The organism is Sphingomonas kaistensis, from assembly GCF_011927725.1.
Classification (GTDB): domain Bacteria; phylum Pseudomonadota; class Alphaproteobacteria; order Sphingomonadales; family Sphingomonadaceae; genus Sphingomicrobium; species Sphingomicrobium kaistense.
Genome location: NZ_JAATJC010000001.1, coordinates 882,626 through 896,819, shown reverse-complemented (window position 1 = coordinate 896,819; position 14,194 = coordinate 882,626). Strand labels below are relative to the sequence as shown.

Annotated in this window: 21 protein-coding genes; 13 read left to right on the top strand and 8 right to left on the bottom strand. The window is 64.6% G+C overall.

Annotation, left to right across the window (positions count from 1 at the left end):
• The first annotated feature begins 678 nt into the window (after positions 1–678).
• The 4 genes from GGQ97_RS04390 to GGQ97_RS04375 all read left to right on the top strand — a co-directional run bounded on the left by GGQ97_RS04390 (position 679) and on the right by GGQ97_RS04375 (position 3,707).
• Positions 679–2,559, top strand: a complete 1,881-nt coding sequence (locus tag GGQ97_RS04390; protein ID WP_168067816.1) for a ribonucleoside-diphosphate reductase subunit alpha — start codon at positions 679–681, stop codon at positions 2,557–2,559.
• Positions 2,560–2,875: 316 nt separating this feature from the next.
• Positions 2,876–3,097 (top strand): hypothetical protein, encoded by a 222-nt coding sequence (locus GGQ97_RS04385; RefSeq protein WP_168067815.1) that lies wholly within the window; start codon positions 2,876–2,878, stop codon positions 3,095–3,097.
• Positions 3,094–3,324, top strand: coding sequence for a hypothetical protein (locus tag GGQ97_RS04380; RefSeq protein WP_168067814.1), 231 nt, complete (start codon positions 3,094–3,096; stop codon positions 3,322–3,324). The genes GGQ97_RS04385 and GGQ97_RS04380 overlap by 4 nt, the downstream gene beginning before the upstream one ends.
• On the top strand, positions 3,321–3,707 hold the full coding sequence (locus GGQ97_RS04375; protein WP_168067813.1) for a hypothetical protein: 387 nt from the start codon (positions 3,321–3,323) through the stop codon (positions 3,705–3,707). The genes GGQ97_RS04380 and GGQ97_RS04375 overlap by 4 nt, the downstream gene beginning before the upstream one ends.
• Before the next feature lie 130 nt (positions 3,708–3,837).
• On the opposite strand, the gene GGQ97_RS04370 is transcribed toward GGQ97_RS04375, so the two are convergent.
• Positions 3,838–4,095 carry a DUF2171 domain-containing protein gene (locus GGQ97_RS04370; RefSeq protein ID WP_168067812.1) on the bottom strand — a complete coding sequence of 86 codons (258 nt, stop codon included), beginning with the start codon at positions 4,093–4,095 and terminating at the stop codon, positions 3,838–3,840.
• 55 nt (positions 4,096–4,150) lie between these two features.
• On the opposite strand from GGQ97_RS04370, the gene GGQ97_RS04365 reads away from it, so the two are divergent.
• The 5 genes from GGQ97_RS04365 to GGQ97_RS04345 all read left to right on the top strand — a co-directional run bounded on the left by GGQ97_RS04365 (position 4,151) and on the right by GGQ97_RS04345 (position 8,605).
• Complete coding sequence (locus GGQ97_RS04365; RefSeq protein ID WP_168067811.1) at positions 4,151–4,645, top strand: PepSY domain-containing protein; 495 nt, start codon at positions 4,151–4,153, stop codon at positions 4,643–4,645.
• A gap of 132 nt (positions 4,646–4,777) precedes the next feature.
• Positions 4,778–5,104, top strand: coding sequence for a hypothetical protein (locus tag GGQ97_RS04360; RefSeq protein ID WP_168067810.1), 327 nt, complete (start codon positions 4,778–4,780; stop codon positions 5,102–5,104).
• Complete coding sequence (locus GGQ97_RS04355) at positions 5,101–5,415, top strand: hypothetical protein (protein WP_168067809.1); 315 nt, start codon at positions 5,101–5,103, stop codon at positions 5,413–5,415. The genes GGQ97_RS04360 and GGQ97_RS04355 overlap by 4 nt, the downstream gene beginning before the upstream one ends.
• Positions 5,416–5,713: 298 nt before the next feature.
• Entirely contained in the window at positions 5,714–6,787 is a 1,074-nt protein-coding gene (locus GGQ97_RS04350; RefSeq protein WP_168067808.1) for a ribonucleotide-diphosphate reductase subunit beta, read from the top strand.
• 258 nt (positions 6,788–7,045) lie between these two features.
• Entirely contained in the window at positions 7,046–8,605 is a 1,560-nt protein-coding gene (locus tag GGQ97_RS04345; RefSeq protein WP_168067807.1) for an ATP-binding protein, read from the top strand.
• A gap of 512 nt (positions 8,606–9,117) precedes the next feature.
• Here GGQ97_RS04345 and GGQ97_RS04340 read toward each other — a convergent pair.
• Entirely contained in the window at positions 9,118–9,288 is a 171-nt protein-coding gene (locus GGQ97_RS04340) for a hypothetical protein (protein WP_168067806.1), read from the bottom strand.
• 132 nt (positions 9,289–9,420) lie between these two features.
• Here GGQ97_RS04340 and GGQ97_RS04335 point away from each other — a divergent pair, with 132 nt between their 5' ends.
• Positions 9,421–9,687, top strand: coding sequence for an excalibur calcium-binding domain-containing protein (locus tag GGQ97_RS04335; RefSeq protein ID WP_168067805.1), 267 nt, complete (start codon positions 9,421–9,423; stop codon positions 9,685–9,687).
• Between the two features lie 16 nt (positions 9,688–9,703).
• Here the strand turns inward: GGQ97_RS04335 and GGQ97_RS04330 are convergent, their stop codons facing one another.
• Both GGQ97_RS04330 and GGQ97_RS04325 read right to left on the bottom strand, forming a co-directional pair.
• Positions 9,704–10,072, bottom strand: coding sequence for a GFA family protein (locus GGQ97_RS04330; RefSeq protein WP_168067804.1), 369 nt, complete (start codon positions 10,070–10,072; stop codon positions 9,704–9,706).
• 14 nt (positions 10,073–10,086) lie between these two features.
• Entirely contained in the window at positions 10,087–10,455 is a 369-nt protein-coding gene (locus tag GGQ97_RS04325; RefSeq protein ID WP_168067803.1) for a DUF2200 domain-containing protein, read from the bottom strand.
• 79 nt (positions 10,456–10,534) lie between these two features.
• On the opposite strand from GGQ97_RS04325, the gene GGQ97_RS04320 reads away from it, so the two are divergent.
• From GGQ97_RS04320 to GGQ97_RS04310, 3 genes are all read left to right on the top strand, one after another.
• Positions 10,535–11,143 (top strand): DUF1993 domain-containing protein, encoded by a 609-nt coding sequence (locus tag GGQ97_RS04320; protein WP_342448445.1) that lies wholly within the window; start codon positions 10,535–10,537, stop codon positions 11,141–11,143.
• Positions 11,144–11,258: 115 nt separating this feature from the next.
• A complete protein-coding gene (locus GGQ97_RS04315; protein ID WP_168067802.1) occupies positions 11,259–11,423 on the top strand; it encodes a hypothetical protein in 165 nt (54 codons plus the stop codon).
• A complete protein-coding gene (locus GGQ97_RS04310) occupies positions 11,420–11,644 on the top strand; it encodes a hypothetical protein (RefSeq protein ID WP_168067801.1) in 225 nt (74 codons plus the stop codon). Before GGQ97_RS04315 ends, GGQ97_RS04310 begins: the two co-directional genes overlap by 4 nt.
• A 17-nt stretch (positions 11,645–11,661) precedes the next feature.
• Here GGQ97_RS04310 and GGQ97_RS04305 read toward each other — a convergent pair whose 3' ends face one another.
• From GGQ97_RS04305 to GGQ97_RS04290, 4 genes are read right to left on the bottom strand one after another with little or no spacing between them, the layout of a single operon-like run.
• Positions 11,662–11,925: a hypothetical protein gene (locus GGQ97_RS04305; protein ID WP_168067800.1), complete on the bottom strand. Its 264-nt coding sequence runs from the start codon at positions 11,923–11,925 to the stop codon at positions 11,662–11,664.
• A 35-nt stretch (positions 11,926–11,960) separates the two neighbouring features.
• Entirely contained in the window at positions 11,961–12,728 is a 768-nt protein-coding gene (gene pgeF, locus GGQ97_RS04300) for a peptidoglycan editing factor PgeF (protein ID WP_342448444.1), read from the bottom strand.
• Positions 12,725–13,228 (bottom strand): GNAT family N-acetyltransferase, encoded by a 504-nt coding sequence (locus GGQ97_RS04295; protein WP_168067799.1) that lies wholly within the window; start codon positions 13,226–13,228, stop codon positions 12,725–12,727. Before GGQ97_RS04295 ends, pgeF begins: the two co-directional genes overlap by 4 nt.
• Positions 13,225–14,181 carry a class I SAM-dependent methyltransferase gene (locus GGQ97_RS04290; RefSeq protein ID WP_245197880.1) on the bottom strand — a complete coding sequence of 319 codons (957 nt, stop codon included), beginning with the start codon at positions 14,179–14,181 and terminating at the stop codon, positions 13,225–13,227. Before GGQ97_RS04290 ends, GGQ97_RS04295 begins: the two co-directional genes overlap by 4 nt.
• Between the last annotated feature and the right edge of the window lie 13 nt (positions 14,182–14,194).

The following is a 14,194-nucleotide window of genomic DNA, read 5'->3' as shown; positions in this document are numbered from 1 at the left end:
CTCGACGATGTCACGGCCTTGGTCGGCAGGTCAGCCATGGTTCGACACTCCTCTGAACGACATCGCAAAGCCGAACGGAGCCCTCGAACGCAGGACAGACCTCAGGGAACGGGAAAAGTCGCGCCGGGCCTGCAAGCGATCGGAAAGCTCCGATGCGTGCGGTCCGACATCACGCTCCTGCAGCCGCTGGGGGCATGCAGGGGGCGCCAGAGGGGCCCGGTCCGCGGGCGCCAGATACGGCGGCAATCCGCCTTTTTCAAGGTGTCGGGCTGCCATGGACCAAAGGCCAGTGGGATCAACAGCGCCTCTTGCTGCCGCCATTCAGCGCCCGGTCGCCCGCGCCCGCGGAGGGCGACGATCGGCGCTGCGCAACTGCGTCGTCACAGCCACATTATCCACCGCAAATTAACGTCGCTTCGCATTTTCCGGCTTGCGCCCCGGCCCGGGTCAAAGCACAAGATGTTGTAGCGGACTTGGGGTTTCGACGCACAAACTTGTGGTTGACGCTGGGGATAACTATCTTCCCGGTGAGGGGAGAAGTCGTCCCTGTGGATAGCGGGGACAAGCGCTCCGACCCACCCCAAGACCCTAGCGAATCGCGGTCGATGGGCGCATCCCTCGTCCGTGAACGGAACGGGAACACGGCGCGGTCGATTCGGACCGCTAGGAGGAATTAGCATGGACTTCTCGAGCAGCAGCGAGGTCGGCAGCGCCGACACCACCACTGCGCCGGCAATGGCGAAGAAGGACAGCAAGACGGTCGACGCGCGCCGCTTCTCGGTGACCACCGACACGTCGCGTGACGCGCTCCTCACCGACTTCGGCAAGGAAACGCTGAACGACCGCTATCTCCTTCCCGGCGAAGGCTACCAGGACCTGTTCGCCCGCGTCGCCTCGGCCTATGCCGACGACGAGGCGCATGCCCAGCGCGTGTACGACTATATCTCGCGCTTGTGGTTCATGCCGGCGACGCCCGTCCTGTCCAACGGCGGCACCGGCCGCGGCCTGCCGATCAGCTGCTACCTCAACAGCGTGTCCGACAGCCTGAACGGCATCGTCGACACCTGGAACGAGAACGTCTGGCTCGCCTCCAAGGGCGGCGGCATTGGCACCTACTGGGGCAACGTCCGCGGGATCGGCGAGCCGGTCGGCCTCAACGGCAAGACCAGCGGCATCATTCCGTTCGTGCGCGTCATGGACTCGCTGACCCTCGCGATCAGCCAGGGCTCGCTGCGCCGCGGTTCGGCCGCCTGCTACCTCGACGTCTCGCACCCCGAGATCGAGGAATTCCTCGAGATCCGGAAGCCGTCGGGCGATTTCAACCGCAAGGCATTGAACCTCCACCACGGCGTGCTGATCACCGACGAATTCATGGAATGCGTTCGCGAGGGTGGCGAGTTCACCCTGCGCAGCCCCAAGGACCAGTCGGAACGCGGCAAGGTCGACGCCCGCTCGCTGTTCCAGAAGCTGGTCGAGACGCGCCTCGCGACGGGCGAGCCGTACATCATCTTCATCGACCAGGTGAACCGGTCGATGCCGAAGCACCACCGCGACCTCGGGCTCAAGGTGTCAACCTCGAACCTGTGCTCGGAAATCACCCTTCCGACCGGCAAGGACCACCTCGGCGCCGACCGTACCGCGGTTTGCTGCCTCTCCTCGCTCAACCTCGAAACGTGGGACGAGTGGAACGGCGACAAGCAGTTCATCGAGGACGTCATGCGCTTCCTCGACAACGTGCTGACCGACTATATCGACCGCGCTCCGGAAGAGATGGCACGGGCCAAGTATAGCGCGATGCGCGAACGCTCGGTCGGCCTCGGTGTGATGGGCTTCCACTCCTTCCTCCAGGCCCGCGGCCTGCCGTTCGAAGGAGCGATGGCGAAGAGCTGGAACCTCAAGATCTTCAAGCACGTCAAGGCACAGGTCGACGAAGCCTCGCTGCACCTCGCGACCGAGCGTGGGCCTTGCCCCGACGCCGCCGACATGGGCGTGATGGAGCGGTTCAGCTGCAAGATGGCGATCGCGCCGACCGCGTCGATCTCGATCATCTGCGGCGGCACCTCCGCCTGCATCGAGCCGATCCCGGCCAACGTCTACACCCACAAGACGCTGTCGGGCTCCTTCTCGATCCGCAATCCCTATCTCGAGAAGCTCCTCGCGGAGAAGTCGAAGAATTCGGACAATGTCTGGAACTCGATCCTCGAGCAGGGTGGCAGCGTCCAGCACCTCGACTTCCTGTCGGACGACGAAAAGGCGACCTACAAGACCAGCTTCGAGATCGACCAGCGCTGGCTGATCGAGCTTGCCGCCGACCGCACGCCCTACATCGACCAGGCCACCTCGCTGAACCTGTTCATCCCGGCCGACGTCGACAAGTGGGACCTGATGATGCTCCACTTCCGCGCCTGGGAGCTCGGCATCAAGTCGCTCTACTACCTGCGGTCCAAGTCGGTGCAGCGCGCGGGCTTCGCCGGCGGGGTCGAGGCGGACAACACCGCCGAAGCGCCCAAGTATGAGCTCGCCACCACCGATTATGACGAGTGCCTTGCGTGCCAATGATGCCCGGCAGCATTGGCAGTCCCGGCACGCTGTCCTGCCAGTGATCGCCTGATCCCTCTCCCGCTCGCGGGGAAGGGAGAAGGACGGGTGGGGGCCAGCTGCCTTCACCCGCCGAGCGAACGAGGATGAAAAACCCATGGTGAAGATCATCATTCTCGTCGCGCTCGCCGCCGCGGTCTATTTCATCCTGCGCGGACGCAATCTCCGCCGATGAGCCTGCTCGCCAGCCCGGTTGTGCTGTTCATCCTCGCCAGCGGCGTGATCGTGCTCGGCGCGTGGGTCGGCGCGAACCAGCGCAACAAGCGTTGAGGCAGGCATGACCGACGACCAGATCCTGTTCCTCGCCTTGGCCGCCCTGGTTTCCTTGGGGGCTTTCGCGGTTGGCCTCCGCTTCCGCCGCATGGCCGCCTCGCCCTGGCCGGAACGAAGCCTCGCCGACACGCACCGGTTCGGCCTGATGATGATGATCGCCGGCCCGCTCCTGCTGATCTTCATGCTGGCAGGGGTCTTCGGCGGCTGGCTGGATGTGCAGCGATGAGCGGCGCCAACATCCTGTTCCTGGTCCTCGGCGGCCTCAGCGCGCTGCTCGGCCTGTTCACGCTGATCGCCGCCTTGCGCGGGCGGGTCGGCGAATCGCGCAAGTCCACCGCCCAGCTGATCGCGGGCATGATGCTGCTTGCCTTTGGACTGGTGCTCGGCGGCTTCGCGATCGCCTATGCGACGACCGAGCCCTATCCGGAGTTCGCCAACGAGGCGCAAAGGTGATCGAGCCGCTGCTGGTCAGCCTGTCTGCAGGTGGACTGGCCGCGGGTCTGATCCTCGGTATCCGCTCCTTTCCCGGACGGTCGGTCGGACCGGCTAGTGCACCGCAACGACGAGCGATGGCATTCGCCGGCGTATTCCTGCTGATCTTTAATTGGGCGGCCCTGCGCCTGTGGCTCGACTATGCCATTGATGGCTGGCCCGAGGCCTACACCAGCTGCACCCGCAAGTGCTTCTATCTCGCCATCAGCCCCAAATTGCTGGGCGTCGGCTGGCGCGAGAATGCGCTGTTTCTGCTGCTGTGGTCGCCGTTCCTGCTGATCCTCGCGGCGTTCGCCTGGGCGTGTGTCGCCCGGGTCGGCATCTTCGCGCGGAAGGAAGAGTGATGCGTCGGGGACGCACCCGGCCCAAGGGCATGGCCGTCGGTTTCACGCGGCCGCCCTCAGCGCGATCCGCCTGCTACGGGGATCGAGGTCGCAACCTCCCCCGTCACGCGGTGACGGGGGAGCGGCGCGCTTATTCCTCGATAAAGGTCGCGGCGTTGGCGGCGGTTGCCGACAGCCGGACCTGGTCGCCTTCGACTTCGGCGACGAGGCCGGTCGAGATGAAGTGGTGATGCCCGGCATGCGAACCCTCGGCACCCTCGATCTCGGCGCCGCTGTCCTTCTTGGTCAGCTTGATCCGATCGCCCTCGACCTTGTCGACGGTGCCGACATGGACGCCGTCGGCGCCGATCACTTCCATATGCTCGCGGATGTTGCTGGTGTCGGCCATGATCATGCTCCTATGAGAAATGAGATGAGCGCTGAACGCCCGGCATCGGGTTTCGATGCACTACCGTTTCGTTCGCGCCTCGACGCACGGCGAACGACCGGATGAGCACTCGCCGGGACCGCTTCGGCGCCGCAACCACCATCCTTCTTGCCGTCATCTGGGGAACAAGCTGATGCGAAAATGGCACCGCTGGCTGAGCGTCCTGTTCGGCCTCCTCATCCTGTTCATCGCGGTCACCGGGCTGATGAGCCATGCCGCCAGCCTGGTCGCCGAGGGACAGCCCGCGCCTGCCGCCGCCGCGCCAGCCGGCTTCACCTGCCCCGACACCATGACCTGCCGCCCCAAGCCCGCGCCCGACAGTGCCCGCGCCTGGGTCGGCTTCCTCCACCACCTCCATTCGGGCGAGGAATTCGGTCCGCTCGGCACTGCGCTCGCCATGCTGTCCGGCGCCGCGCTGATCTTCTTCGCGCTGTCGGGCCTGTGGATGTACCTCCAGATGTTCCGCGGTCGCGCGGGCAAACAGGGCCGCGGCGGCAAGTTGTTCTGGTAGGCGCGAAGGTTCGCTCCGGCCGTGCCTCGCAACCGGTCGTCCGTCGCCGATGAGCGCCCGCTTGCAGCAAGTCGCTTGGCCCGACCGCGCCGCCGGTCATGTTTGCCTTTCCTCTTCCCGGAGTTTCGTCCGATGGGTTACCGCCAGTCCAACTTCGACCCCCTCGCGACGCAAACGACCGTCCACCCGATCGCCCGCCCGTTCGATCGGTGGCAGTGGTTCGGCGTCCTGGCCGAGGTCGTCGCGCTGGCGCTGCTCCTGCTGTTCTTCGCCGACCGGACGCATATCCTGCGCACCGGCTTCGACAGCCCCGTCTTCATCTTTCCCTTTGTGTTCGGCGGCAGCTTCCTCCTCCGCCGCGATCCCGAGCTTGCCCCCGGCACGCTGGGAGAGCGCAAGTGGCAGATGTTCATGATCCTGATCGGCTTCGCGTTGCTGCCGCTGGCGTTCGGCGAATGAGCAACGAGCCTGCCGGCACCAGCACCCGCTGGGCCGAGTGGGCGGTCCTCGCCCTCGGCGTTGCCACCCTCCTGCTGATCCTGACCGTGCTGGCCTCGCTCTTTCAGCTTGCACCGGCGATGCTCGAGGGCGGCAGCACCGGCGATTTCCTGGCCGCCGCCACCATGTGGGGCCTTGCCGCCACCGTCCTGATGGGCGCCGCAAGCAATCCCTCGGCCAGGCGCGGCCTCGGACCCGGCGCGACCCGCGCCCTGGCCGCCATCCTGTTCCTGCTTGGCGCCGCCATCCTCACCGTCGACCTCCTGACCTGAACGACCTGGCGCGGGACGCGCGCAAACCACACACAACCTAGACCATTTGTTGTGGATAAAATGGTGCGCAACTCGCAAGAGATTGATGCATCGGGGCCAGCCATACGCTATATCTTGCGCATGCCCGTCATGAGGCAGGAGATTCTTCTGGTGCACCGAGTCGTCATCGCCCGTCCTGCGCAGCCCGCTGCGCCGCGGCCTGCCGTTCGGTCCACCCGCGGCGCGAAAGCCGCTGCCGCAACCACCCTTTCCGGCCGCCGCGCCGCCCTCTTCACCTGATCCTCAAGGGAGTTCCTCGATGCCCCTTCTCCAAGCCAACAAGGCCTACAAGCCCTTCGAATATCCGTGGGCGTTCGAATTCTGGAAGCGCCAGCAGCAGATCCACTGGATGCCGGAAGAAGTGCCGCTCGGCGAGGACTGCCGCGACTGGGCGCAGAAACTGACGCCGCACGAGCGTAATCTGCTGACCCAGATCTTCCGCTTCTTCACGCAGGCCGACGTCGAGGTGCAGGATTGCTACCACGACAAATACGGCTCGGTGTTCAAGCCGACCGAGATCAAGATGATGCTGACCGCCTTCTCCAACATGGAGACGGTGCACATCGCCGCTTATTCGCACCTGCTCGACACCATCGGCATGCCCGAAAGCGAATATAGCGCCTTCCTCCAGTACAAGGAGATGAAGGACAAGCACGACTATCTGAACACCTTCGGCGTCGACACCGATGCCGATATCGCCAAGACGCTGGCCATGTTCGGCGCCTTCACCGAGGGGCTGCAGCTGTTCGCCAGCTTCGCGATGCTGATGAACTTCCCGCGCTTCAACAAGATGAAGGGCATGGGCCAGATCGTCAGCTGGTCGGTGCGCGACGAAAGCCTCCACTGCGAGGGCATCATCAAGCTGTTCCACGCCTTCGTGAAGGAACGCGACTGCCTCACCGCCGACGTGCGCGAGAGCATCATCGACCAGTGCCAGAAGACCGTCCGCCTGGAGGACGCCTTCATCGACCTCGCTTTCGAGCAGGGCCCGGTCGAGGGAATGACCCCCAAGCAGATCAAGAAGTACATCCGCTATATTGCCGACTGGCGCCTCGGGCAGCTCGGGTTCCAGCCGATCTACATGGTCGACGAGCACCCCCTCCCCTGGCTCGCCCCGCTCCTCAACGGCGTCGAGCACGCCAATTTCTTCGAGCAGCGCGCGACCGAATATTCCAAGGCCGCGACCAAGGGCGACTGGAATCAGGTGTGGGACAGCTTCGACCGAAGGCAGAAGGCGCGCGTCGCGAACGACGGCGCGGCGGAAGCCGAGGCGGCGGTTCCGGCCGAGGGCGAGGGCGGGCTGTTCGCTAATGCTGGGGTGGCGGCGGAGTAAGGCTGTTACTCCTCTACTCTGGGTACTCTGCATACTCTGCACCTCTGCACCTCTGCGTACTCTGTACCTCTGGGTACTCTGGGTACTCTGGGTGCTCTGGGTGCTCTGGGTGCTCTGGGTGCTCTGGGTGCTCCCCAATTTGCCCTGTCAGCAATCTCCTAATGGTGCGTAAGCACGATCGATGCACCGAGCGAGAAACGTACTCTGGATACTCTGGATTTTTGTACAGAGTATCCAGAGCAAGAGATGGTCTGAGACATGGTTGAGCAGCTTGGATTTCCAGACTTCATCCGGGCATCGCCGCCTCAGCCGTCGCGCTTGGAGCTCTGGACACCAGATGACATCTTCAACTCATTGACGCCTGAACTGATAAGTGCCTTTGAGGAAGATTACCGCGTAGACAGAAAGTCTGCCCGCATTTCCGCCCGAGATTTGGCGGATGACGTATGCGCCTTCGCAAACAGCGCGCCTCACGGAGGTGTCCTACTCGTCGGAGTAGAGAACGACGGCAGTATCGGTGGCTTGTCGTGCGTCGCGATGGACAAGGTGAATGCGTTGTATAGCGTTGGCGACTTCTGTCCTGATGCTAGGCTCGATTTCCGCACCCTAGAAGTGATGAACAAACGGGGAGAGCCCGATCGAATACTCCTTTTGCGAGTTTTCTTTAGAGACAACAGGCTCGTGGAGACGACCTCAGGAACTGCGTACATTCGTCAAGGAGATCGTAAGCGTCGCATCAGTGAGGAAGAGAAACGAGAAATCAGGATATCTAGAGGTGAGATCGACTACGAAAAGGAACCGGTCAAGCTCAGTTACCCGGAAGAATTCAATCAAAAACTTATTACCGAATTCGCAGACTCTTTTCGTTCGATCAGAGGTCTAAGCCGTGAACACTCGAACGAAGAAATTCTAACGCTCAACCACTTGGGCAAAGGCACTACAGCAGACTTCAGACCGAACCTCGCATGTGCATTGCTGTTCTCCAAGGACCCTAGAGCAGTTTGCCCTGGCGCTCGCATCAGGTTTCAACGCTTTGACGGTGTTGAGGAGGGAACTGGGAGTTCCTACAATCTCATACAAGATAGTTTCATCGATGGCGCCATCCCAGTCATCCTGAACGATGCTGAGGAAATCATTTCCAAGCAAATGCGGAATTTCACAAGGCTTGGTAAAAACGGAAGGTTCTTCACCAGACCAGAGTATCCGAAAGACGCTTGGATTGAGGCAGTCACAAACGCATTGGTCCATCGGTCGTATAATTATCGGAATATGGTCGTATTTGTGAAGATGTTTGATGACCGCTTCACTGTAGAAAGCCCGGGTGGCTTTTTACCTCCAGTCACACCCGAAAATATCTATGATACTCATAACCCGCGGAATCCCTTTCTGATGGAGGCCTTGTTTTACTTTGGCTTCGTCAAGTGTGCTCACGAGGGAACTCGGCGTATGAGGGACGCGATGGGAGACGTCGGATTACCTAGCCCCGAATTCTCCCAGCGAGAAGTAGGCCATTTTCAGGTTCATGCGACACTCCGAAACAATCTTGAGGCGAGAAAGACCTTCGTCGACGCGAATGCTGCTCTTGTGCTGGGAGATAAGCTCCTCTCAAGTCTGAATGGCAAAGAGAAAATGGTCGTAAACTACATTGCTGAGCATGAGGGGATCAATGTCTCGGACGCTAGTCGCCTACTTTCGTGCGATTGGCGCACAGCTAAGCGCCTGTTAGACAGCATGGCCGATAAGGAGGTCTTAGAGCGCTTTAGCGTAACAGGTAAGGAACGAGATCCGAAGTCGCGCTATATATTGCGGACTACATGATAATAAACTGAAGAACTTGATGTAAAAGGTATCTAAGTCTGTAAGTCTAAACGGGCTCCGCTGCTCTCAAGTCTTCTTCGGCAAGGATCGGCCTGTCGGATCGTGCCCCGCGCAGCGCTCCTGCAACGGCTTCAGCGGTTGCTCGCACAATCGCCTTCTCGCCAAATTGGTCACCCCATGCGCCTGCGCAATCTCGCTGTGCAGCATGTCGCGAATGAAGAACGACCGGCTCAACCGCACCCGCCAAGCTCGTTCAACTGCTGCACCGACCACGTTACGTTCTGGACATTCGCCCGACCCTCCGCCTTCCGGCGCCAGATCAGCAGCAATCCAAGAAACGCACCAGTCAGAAACGCTCCGCCGAGCGCGAGCATCCAAAGCCGGCGGCGGCGGCGCGCAATCCGATCCATCCTGCCTATGAAGGCTGGAGGTTCAAACTCCTCCAGCCCCTTCAATCGCGGCATCAGCGCTGCCCATCTGACCGACTGCGTCTGACACGTACGATGGCTAATTTAGTCCCCCTTGTCGCCCTGTTTCTTCGGCTTCTTCGTCTCGGCATGATGCCGCACGTCCTGGGCCAGCGAGCGGCTGACCTCGACGCTTTCCTTAAAGCGGCCTTCCTCGTCGCGGCGGACGTAGCGCTTGTCCGTCCCGGTATCGATCAGTTCGCGTTCGTTCGACATAGGTCGCCTCCTCCAATGGACTCAGGGCAGGAATCGATGACGCGCGGGATCGTTCAATCGCGGCCCGGCGGCATCTCGCGGCCCCGTCACCGCGCAACCTTTCGTCAACCATTGCCGGCATAGGCTGCGCCCATGCGCAACCTGGTCATTCCCGCCCTCGTCCTGTTGCCCTCGCTGGCGACCATCGCCCACGCCGCCCAGAATGCGCGCCCGTATGACGCCGCGCAACAGGAGCAGCAGATGCGTTCGCTCAGCGCGCGGGAGAAGAGCGTGACCTGTTCGGGTTGCCGCCAGATCCGTGCGCTCGGCATCGCTCCGCTGCGCCGCGGGCAGCCGGGCTATCGGCCGTGGATGGACGGCGACAACGACGGCTTCGCCTGCGAGCCGGTTCGCCGCTGACCCCTGGTGCCGGGCCTCAGTCCCGGTCCCGCTCGAACGATTGCACCGCGAACGCCGGAAGCCACGGCTCCCGCCGCACCGTCCACAATTCGTAGGTCGGGGTGAAGACGCCCGGCTCGTCCAGCGCGCCCAGCATCACTTCCACCTCGTCCCCCGATCGCGCGAAGACCGACCCGCCGCAGGCCGGGCAGAAGTGGCGGTTGTTCCACGCCCGCGTCTCGCCGCTGATCGTCACCGCCTCCGCCGCGAAGATCGCGCTGGCATAGAACACCGCGCCATGATGCTTGCGGCAGTCGAGGCAGTGGCACAGCCCGACCCGCTTGGGCTCGCCGCGCGCCACCACCCGCACCGCCCCGCACAGGCACCCGCCCTCGTGGCTCTCCATCCCCTGCCGCTCCCTCAGTCCGCCGCGACCGCCGGTTCGCTGCGCAGGATCCTGTCCATCGCCCGCCCCCGCGCCAGCTCGTCGATCATCTTGTCCAGCCGCCGGATCTCGCGCATCAGCGGGTCCTCGACCGTTTCCACCTGCACCCCGCACACCTTGCCGGTGACCGCCGTGCGCGCCGGGTTCATCGCCGGCGCCTCCCCGAAAAAGGTCTGGAAATCGGTCCCGTCCGCCAGCGCCGCGTCCAGCTGCCCCTGCGAATAACCGGTCAGCCAGCGCAGGATCGCATCGACCTCGGACTTGCTGCGGCCCTTCTTCTCCGCCTTGGCGACGTAGTGGACGTACACACTGGCGACGCTGGTGGTGAAGACACGGTGCGTCATGGTTCGGCTCCGCCGGGCAGGGGCGCCCGCTGGCAATTTAAGCGAGGAATGTCGTGGACGTCACCTCCAAAGGAAGCCGGTGCTTGCGGCGTCCGGCGCGCTGCCCGATAGCGTCGCCATGCTTACCCAGCTCCTCGTCCCAAGCCTCGTCAACCAGCTAACCGCCCTGCCGCAATGGCTGGACAAGGGAGAGGCGCACGCCCTCGCCCACGGCAACGATCCCGCCGACCTGCTTGCGGTCCGGCTGGCGGTGGACATGTTCCCGCTCCACTCGCAGCTGCGGGTGATCGCCTTCCAGGCGCAGGAGGCGATCTGGCGGCTGCGCGGGGAGGAGACCCCGGCCGACACCGTCGCCCTTCGCACCCGCGCCTCCGCCGGGCAGAACGATCCGGGCAGCCTCGCCGAGATTCGCGCGATCCTGGGGCAAGCGCTCGCCTTCGTTCGCGCGGTCGGCCCGGACGAGCTCGACGCCGCCGCCGACCGCCCGCTCAGCCACGCCCTGCCGATGGGCATGGTGTTCGACATGACCGGCTTCACCTACGTCCGCGACTGGTCGCTGCCGCAGGTCGGCTTCCACGTCGACATGGCCTATGCCCTGCTGCGCAGCGCCGGGGTGGCGCTGGGCAAGGCCGATTACGTGCCGCACATGTTCGGCTACCTGCGGCCCGGGACCATGCCGGGCGGCTGAGGTATCTTTCTCGGGGTCCGCGTGCTAGGGCTGGCGCATCGCCCGGACCGCAATCGTAAGCCCGGGCGACTGAGAGACCTGTTGCGCTCCCGCTTACCAGCCCCGGAGCCACCCCATGGACCTCAACTATCTGTACCTGCGACGCGGCGTGTCGCTGGCCCGTGCCGGTGAAGCCCGCTGCGAAGCCTCGCGCACCGCCCACCTCGGCCTGTACGAAGCCTACGGCCAGCGCATCGCCGCTCGCCGCCCCCTCCTCTCGATCAAGGCGGTGACCGCATGAGCCGTGCCCTTTTCCTCAAGCTCACCGAAGCCGAAGTGATCGCCAAGTGCGACAGCGCCAAGGTCGGCATCTCCGCCCTCGAAACCCTCCCGGCCGGCGGAGTCCGCCTTGTCTGCATGAGCAACGACGGCGCGGCGACCATGACCCGCAAGCTCAAGACGAGCCTGATCTCGGACACCTCCAAGCGCGCCCCGTTCCGCCCGCTCCATTCGCGCAGCTAGCGCCGAGGGCTTGCCGCTCAGACCTGCTCGTTGATCTCCACCCGGTACTGGGTCGGGCTCCACCCGCCCCACCGGGTGACGGCGAGCAGGATCACCATCAGCGCCACGGCGACCGCAAGCATGCCGATGGACATCATCCATGCCTCCCGCTCCCGCAACTCCGCCTTGCTGAGCGGCTTCTCGGGCTTGGGCGGCGGTGCACGGCGGATCCGCGAGCCCACCTTGCGGGGCCCGTGGGCGAGGTCGACCGCCTGTTTCCTGCTTGGCAAAGGTTGCGCCATGATCCGGAGCATAGGGCCAAGCCCTTGCCGAGAAGTTAGCGCGGGTCCGGCAAACCGATCAGGCTGATCTGCCGCCCATAGCTCGGCTCCCCGCGGTGCGTCGCACGGCGGAAGGAATAGAAGTCGGCCTCGCGCCCATAGGTGTCGAGCCCGAGCGCTTCCACCTGTCGAAGCCCCGCCGCGCCGAGCCGGTGGAGGAGATAGGCCGGCAGGTCGAAATGCGGCTTTCCGGCGGGTCCATCGGCGAAGAATCGCTCGGCTTGCGGTTCGGCGGCGAGGAACGGCTCGGGAAACGCATGGTCGACCTCGTAGCTCGTACGAGCGATGGTCGGGCCGATTGCGGCGGCGATCCGGCTCCGCTCCGCGCCGAGCCGCTCCATCGCCGCGATCGTGGCTTCGGCCACCCCGCCAAGCGCTCCGCGCCAGCCGGCATGGGCCGCGCCGACAACGCCGGCCTCGCGGTCGGCGAACAGCAATGGCGCGCAGTCAGCGGTGAGGATGCCGAGCAGGATTCCGGGCCGGTCGGTCACCAGCGCATCGGCGTGAGGCCGCTCGTCGTCGGACCAGTCGCCGGCCTCCAGCACCTCGATCCCATGGACCTGATAGGGCGAGACGATGGTCGCGCCGGGCAACACCGCCTCTGCCGCGCGGCGGCGATTTTCGACGATCAGGGCGCGGTCGTCGCCGCTTCCCCAACCGCAATTGAGGCTCGCCATCGCCCCTTCGCTGACCCCGCCTGCACGGCCAAGGAAGCCATGCGGCAGGTCCGCCAGGCTGCGGGCGCGCCACACCGGAACGTTCACAGCGCCGCTTCCCACACGCGGTCCTCGTCGGGGTGGTTGCCGACCATGAAGGTCACCGGCCCGCGATCCTCGAAGCCGCAGCGCTTGTAAAAGGCCTGCGCCCGCCAGTTCTCGCTGAACACCGACAGGGCCATCCGCGATGCGCCCCGCCGCCGCGCCTCGTCCTGCGCCCAATCGATCAGCGCGCGTGCCAGTCCTGACCCGTGCGCGGACTTGAGCAGGTACAATTGCTTGAGCTCGATCACGTCGCCCGGCGCGACATGCGGCAATTTGTTGGGGCCGATCTTGGCGAAGCCGACCACCTTGCCGTCCGCCTCGCCGACCTGGAAGGCAATCGCCGGGTCGGCGAACTCTTCTGCCCATGCCTCGGGGGTGAAACGCCCTAGAAACGCCGACAGGTCGGCAGGGTCGTAGAGATGCGCGAAGGTGTCGCAGAAGGTCGTGCGAAACACCTGGTCGATGGCGGCAAGGTCGGCGGCGGTGGCGGGACGAATGGTCATAATGCCGCCGGGCTTGGCCACTCCGGCGAGTGAATGGCAAGTATCTTGAACAGGCTTCCCATCTGATCGGGCCGGCACAGCCGCAGGCGCGCCGCCTCGATCTCCCCTGCGCGGTCGGGCGTGGCATTGCCGAGCGCGCGGGCGCGGGCCTGGATGCCAAGCCGCTCCAGCCAGGCGCCCTGCTCGGCGGGGCCGGCGACGAACGCACCGGCCTTGCGGGCGACCTCGGCTGCCCGTTGGAAGTCGACATGGCTGGTCAAGTCATGTTCGCCCGGATGCTCCAGCACCGGCGCGAAGCGATGCGCGCGCACTGCCTGCAACGTATCGCCCGGCGCGCTCCGCTCATGGCCGTAATCGATTACCAGCGCCGCACCGCCGATTGCCACCAGGCCCTCGGCAAGCGCGCGCACCGCCTCGTCGCGGGCCGGCGAACTTTCCACCACCTCGCCGCCGCGGTCGAAGGCGAGGCCGTTGCCGATCCACTCGACGTGCCGCTCGACGCCGGCGACGTGCTGGCGGATCGGGAGCGCATCGAGGAACTCGTTCGCAACCACCAGCAAGGGCGCGTCGCCGGGCAGGTCGCCAATGCTGTCGTGATGGAAAACGTCGCCAAGCAGCGCCGCCTGGGCCTGGCGCAGGGTCGGACTGGTCTCGACGAGATGCACCGGCGGGGTCAGCCCGACCGAGCGCATCACCCGCAGCGCGTCGCTGGCAAGCGTCCCGCGCCCGGGTCCGAGCTCAACGTAACGGACATTGGCCGGCGATCCCGCACGCCGCCACAGGTCGGCCAGCGCAGCGCCGACCAGCTCGCCGAACATCTGGCTGATCTCGGGCGCGGTGGTGAAGTCGCCGCCCGCGCCCAGCGGGTCGCGGGTCGCGTAATAATAAGCGTTGCAGGCCTCCATATAGGCCTCGACGCTGATCGGTCCGTCGGCGCGAAGCCGCTCGTGCAATGCGCGGGCGAAC

What these genes read in the sequence shown, in the direction of transcription:
- GGQ97_RS04335 (WP_168067805.1), top strand. Translation starts at nt 9,421, where the DNA reads ATGCGCAACCTGGTCATTCCCGCCCTCGTCCTGTTGCCCTCGCTGGCG.
- GGQ97_RS04310 (WP_168067801.1), top strand. Translation starts at nt 11,420, where the DNA reads ATGAGCCGTGCCCTTTTCCTCAAGCTCACCGAAGCCGAAGTGATCGCC.
- GGQ97_RS04350 (WP_168067808.1), top strand. Translation starts at nt 5,714, where the DNA reads ATGCCCCTTCTCCAAGCCAACAAGGCCTACAAGCCCTTCGAATATCCG.
- GGQ97_RS04385 (WP_168067815.1), top strand. Translation starts at nt 2,876, where the DNA reads ATGACCGACGACCAGATCCTGTTCCTCGCCTTGGCCGCCCTGGTTTCC.
- GGQ97_RS04340 (WP_168067806.1), bottom strand. Translation starts at nt 9,288, where the DNA reads ATGTCGAACGAACGCGAACTGATCGATACCGGGACGGACAAGCGCTAC.
- GGQ97_RS04315 (WP_168067802.1), top strand. Translation starts at nt 11,259, where the DNA reads ATGGACCTCAACTATCTGTACCTGCGACGCGGCGTGTCGCTGGCCCGT.
- GGQ97_RS04305 (WP_168067800.1), bottom strand. Translation starts at nt 11,925, where the DNA reads ATGGCGCAACCTTTGCCAAGCAGGAAACAGGCGGTCGACCTCGCCCAC.
- GGQ97_RS04360 (WP_168067810.1), top strand. Translation starts at nt 4,778, where the DNA reads ATGGGTTACCGCCAGTCCAACTTCGACCCCCTCGCGACGCAAACGACC.
- GGQ97_RS04345 (WP_168067807.1), top strand. Translation starts at nt 7,046, where the DNA reads ATGGTTGAGCAGCTTGGATTTCCAGACTTCATCCGGGCATCGCCGCCT.
- GGQ97_RS04390 (WP_168067816.1), top strand. Translation starts at nt 679, where the DNA reads ATGGACTTCTCGAGCAGCAGCGAGGTCGGCAGCGCCGACACCACCACT.
- GGQ97_RS04370 (WP_168067812.1), bottom strand. Translation starts at nt 4,095, where the DNA reads ATGGCCGACACCAGCAACATCCGCGAGCATATGGAAGTGATCGGCGCC.
- GGQ97_RS04365 (WP_168067811.1), top strand. Translation starts at nt 4,151, where the DNA reads ATGCACTACCGTTTCGTTCGCGCCTCGACGCACGGCGAACGACCGGAT.
- GGQ97_RS04325 (WP_168067803.1), bottom strand. Translation starts at nt 10,455, where the DNA reads ATGACGCACCGTGTCTTCACCACCAGCGTCGCCAGTGTGTACGTCCAC.
- GGQ97_RS04380 (WP_168067814.1), top strand. Translation starts at nt 3,094, where the DNA reads ATGAGCGGCGCCAACATCCTGTTCCTGGTCCTCGGCGGCCTCAGCGCG.
- GGQ97_RS04330 (WP_168067804.1), bottom strand. Translation starts at nt 10,072, where the DNA reads ATGGAGAGCCACGAGGGCGGGTGCCTGTGCGGGGCGGTGCGGGTGGTG.
- GGQ97_RS04355 (WP_168067809.1), top strand. Translation starts at nt 5,101, where the DNA reads ATGAGCAACGAGCCTGCCGGCACCAGCACCCGCTGGGCCGAGTGGGCG.
- GGQ97_RS04295 (WP_168067799.1), bottom strand. Translation starts at nt 13,228, where the DNA reads ATGACCATTCGTCCCGCCACCGCCGCCGACCTTGCCGCCATCGACCAG.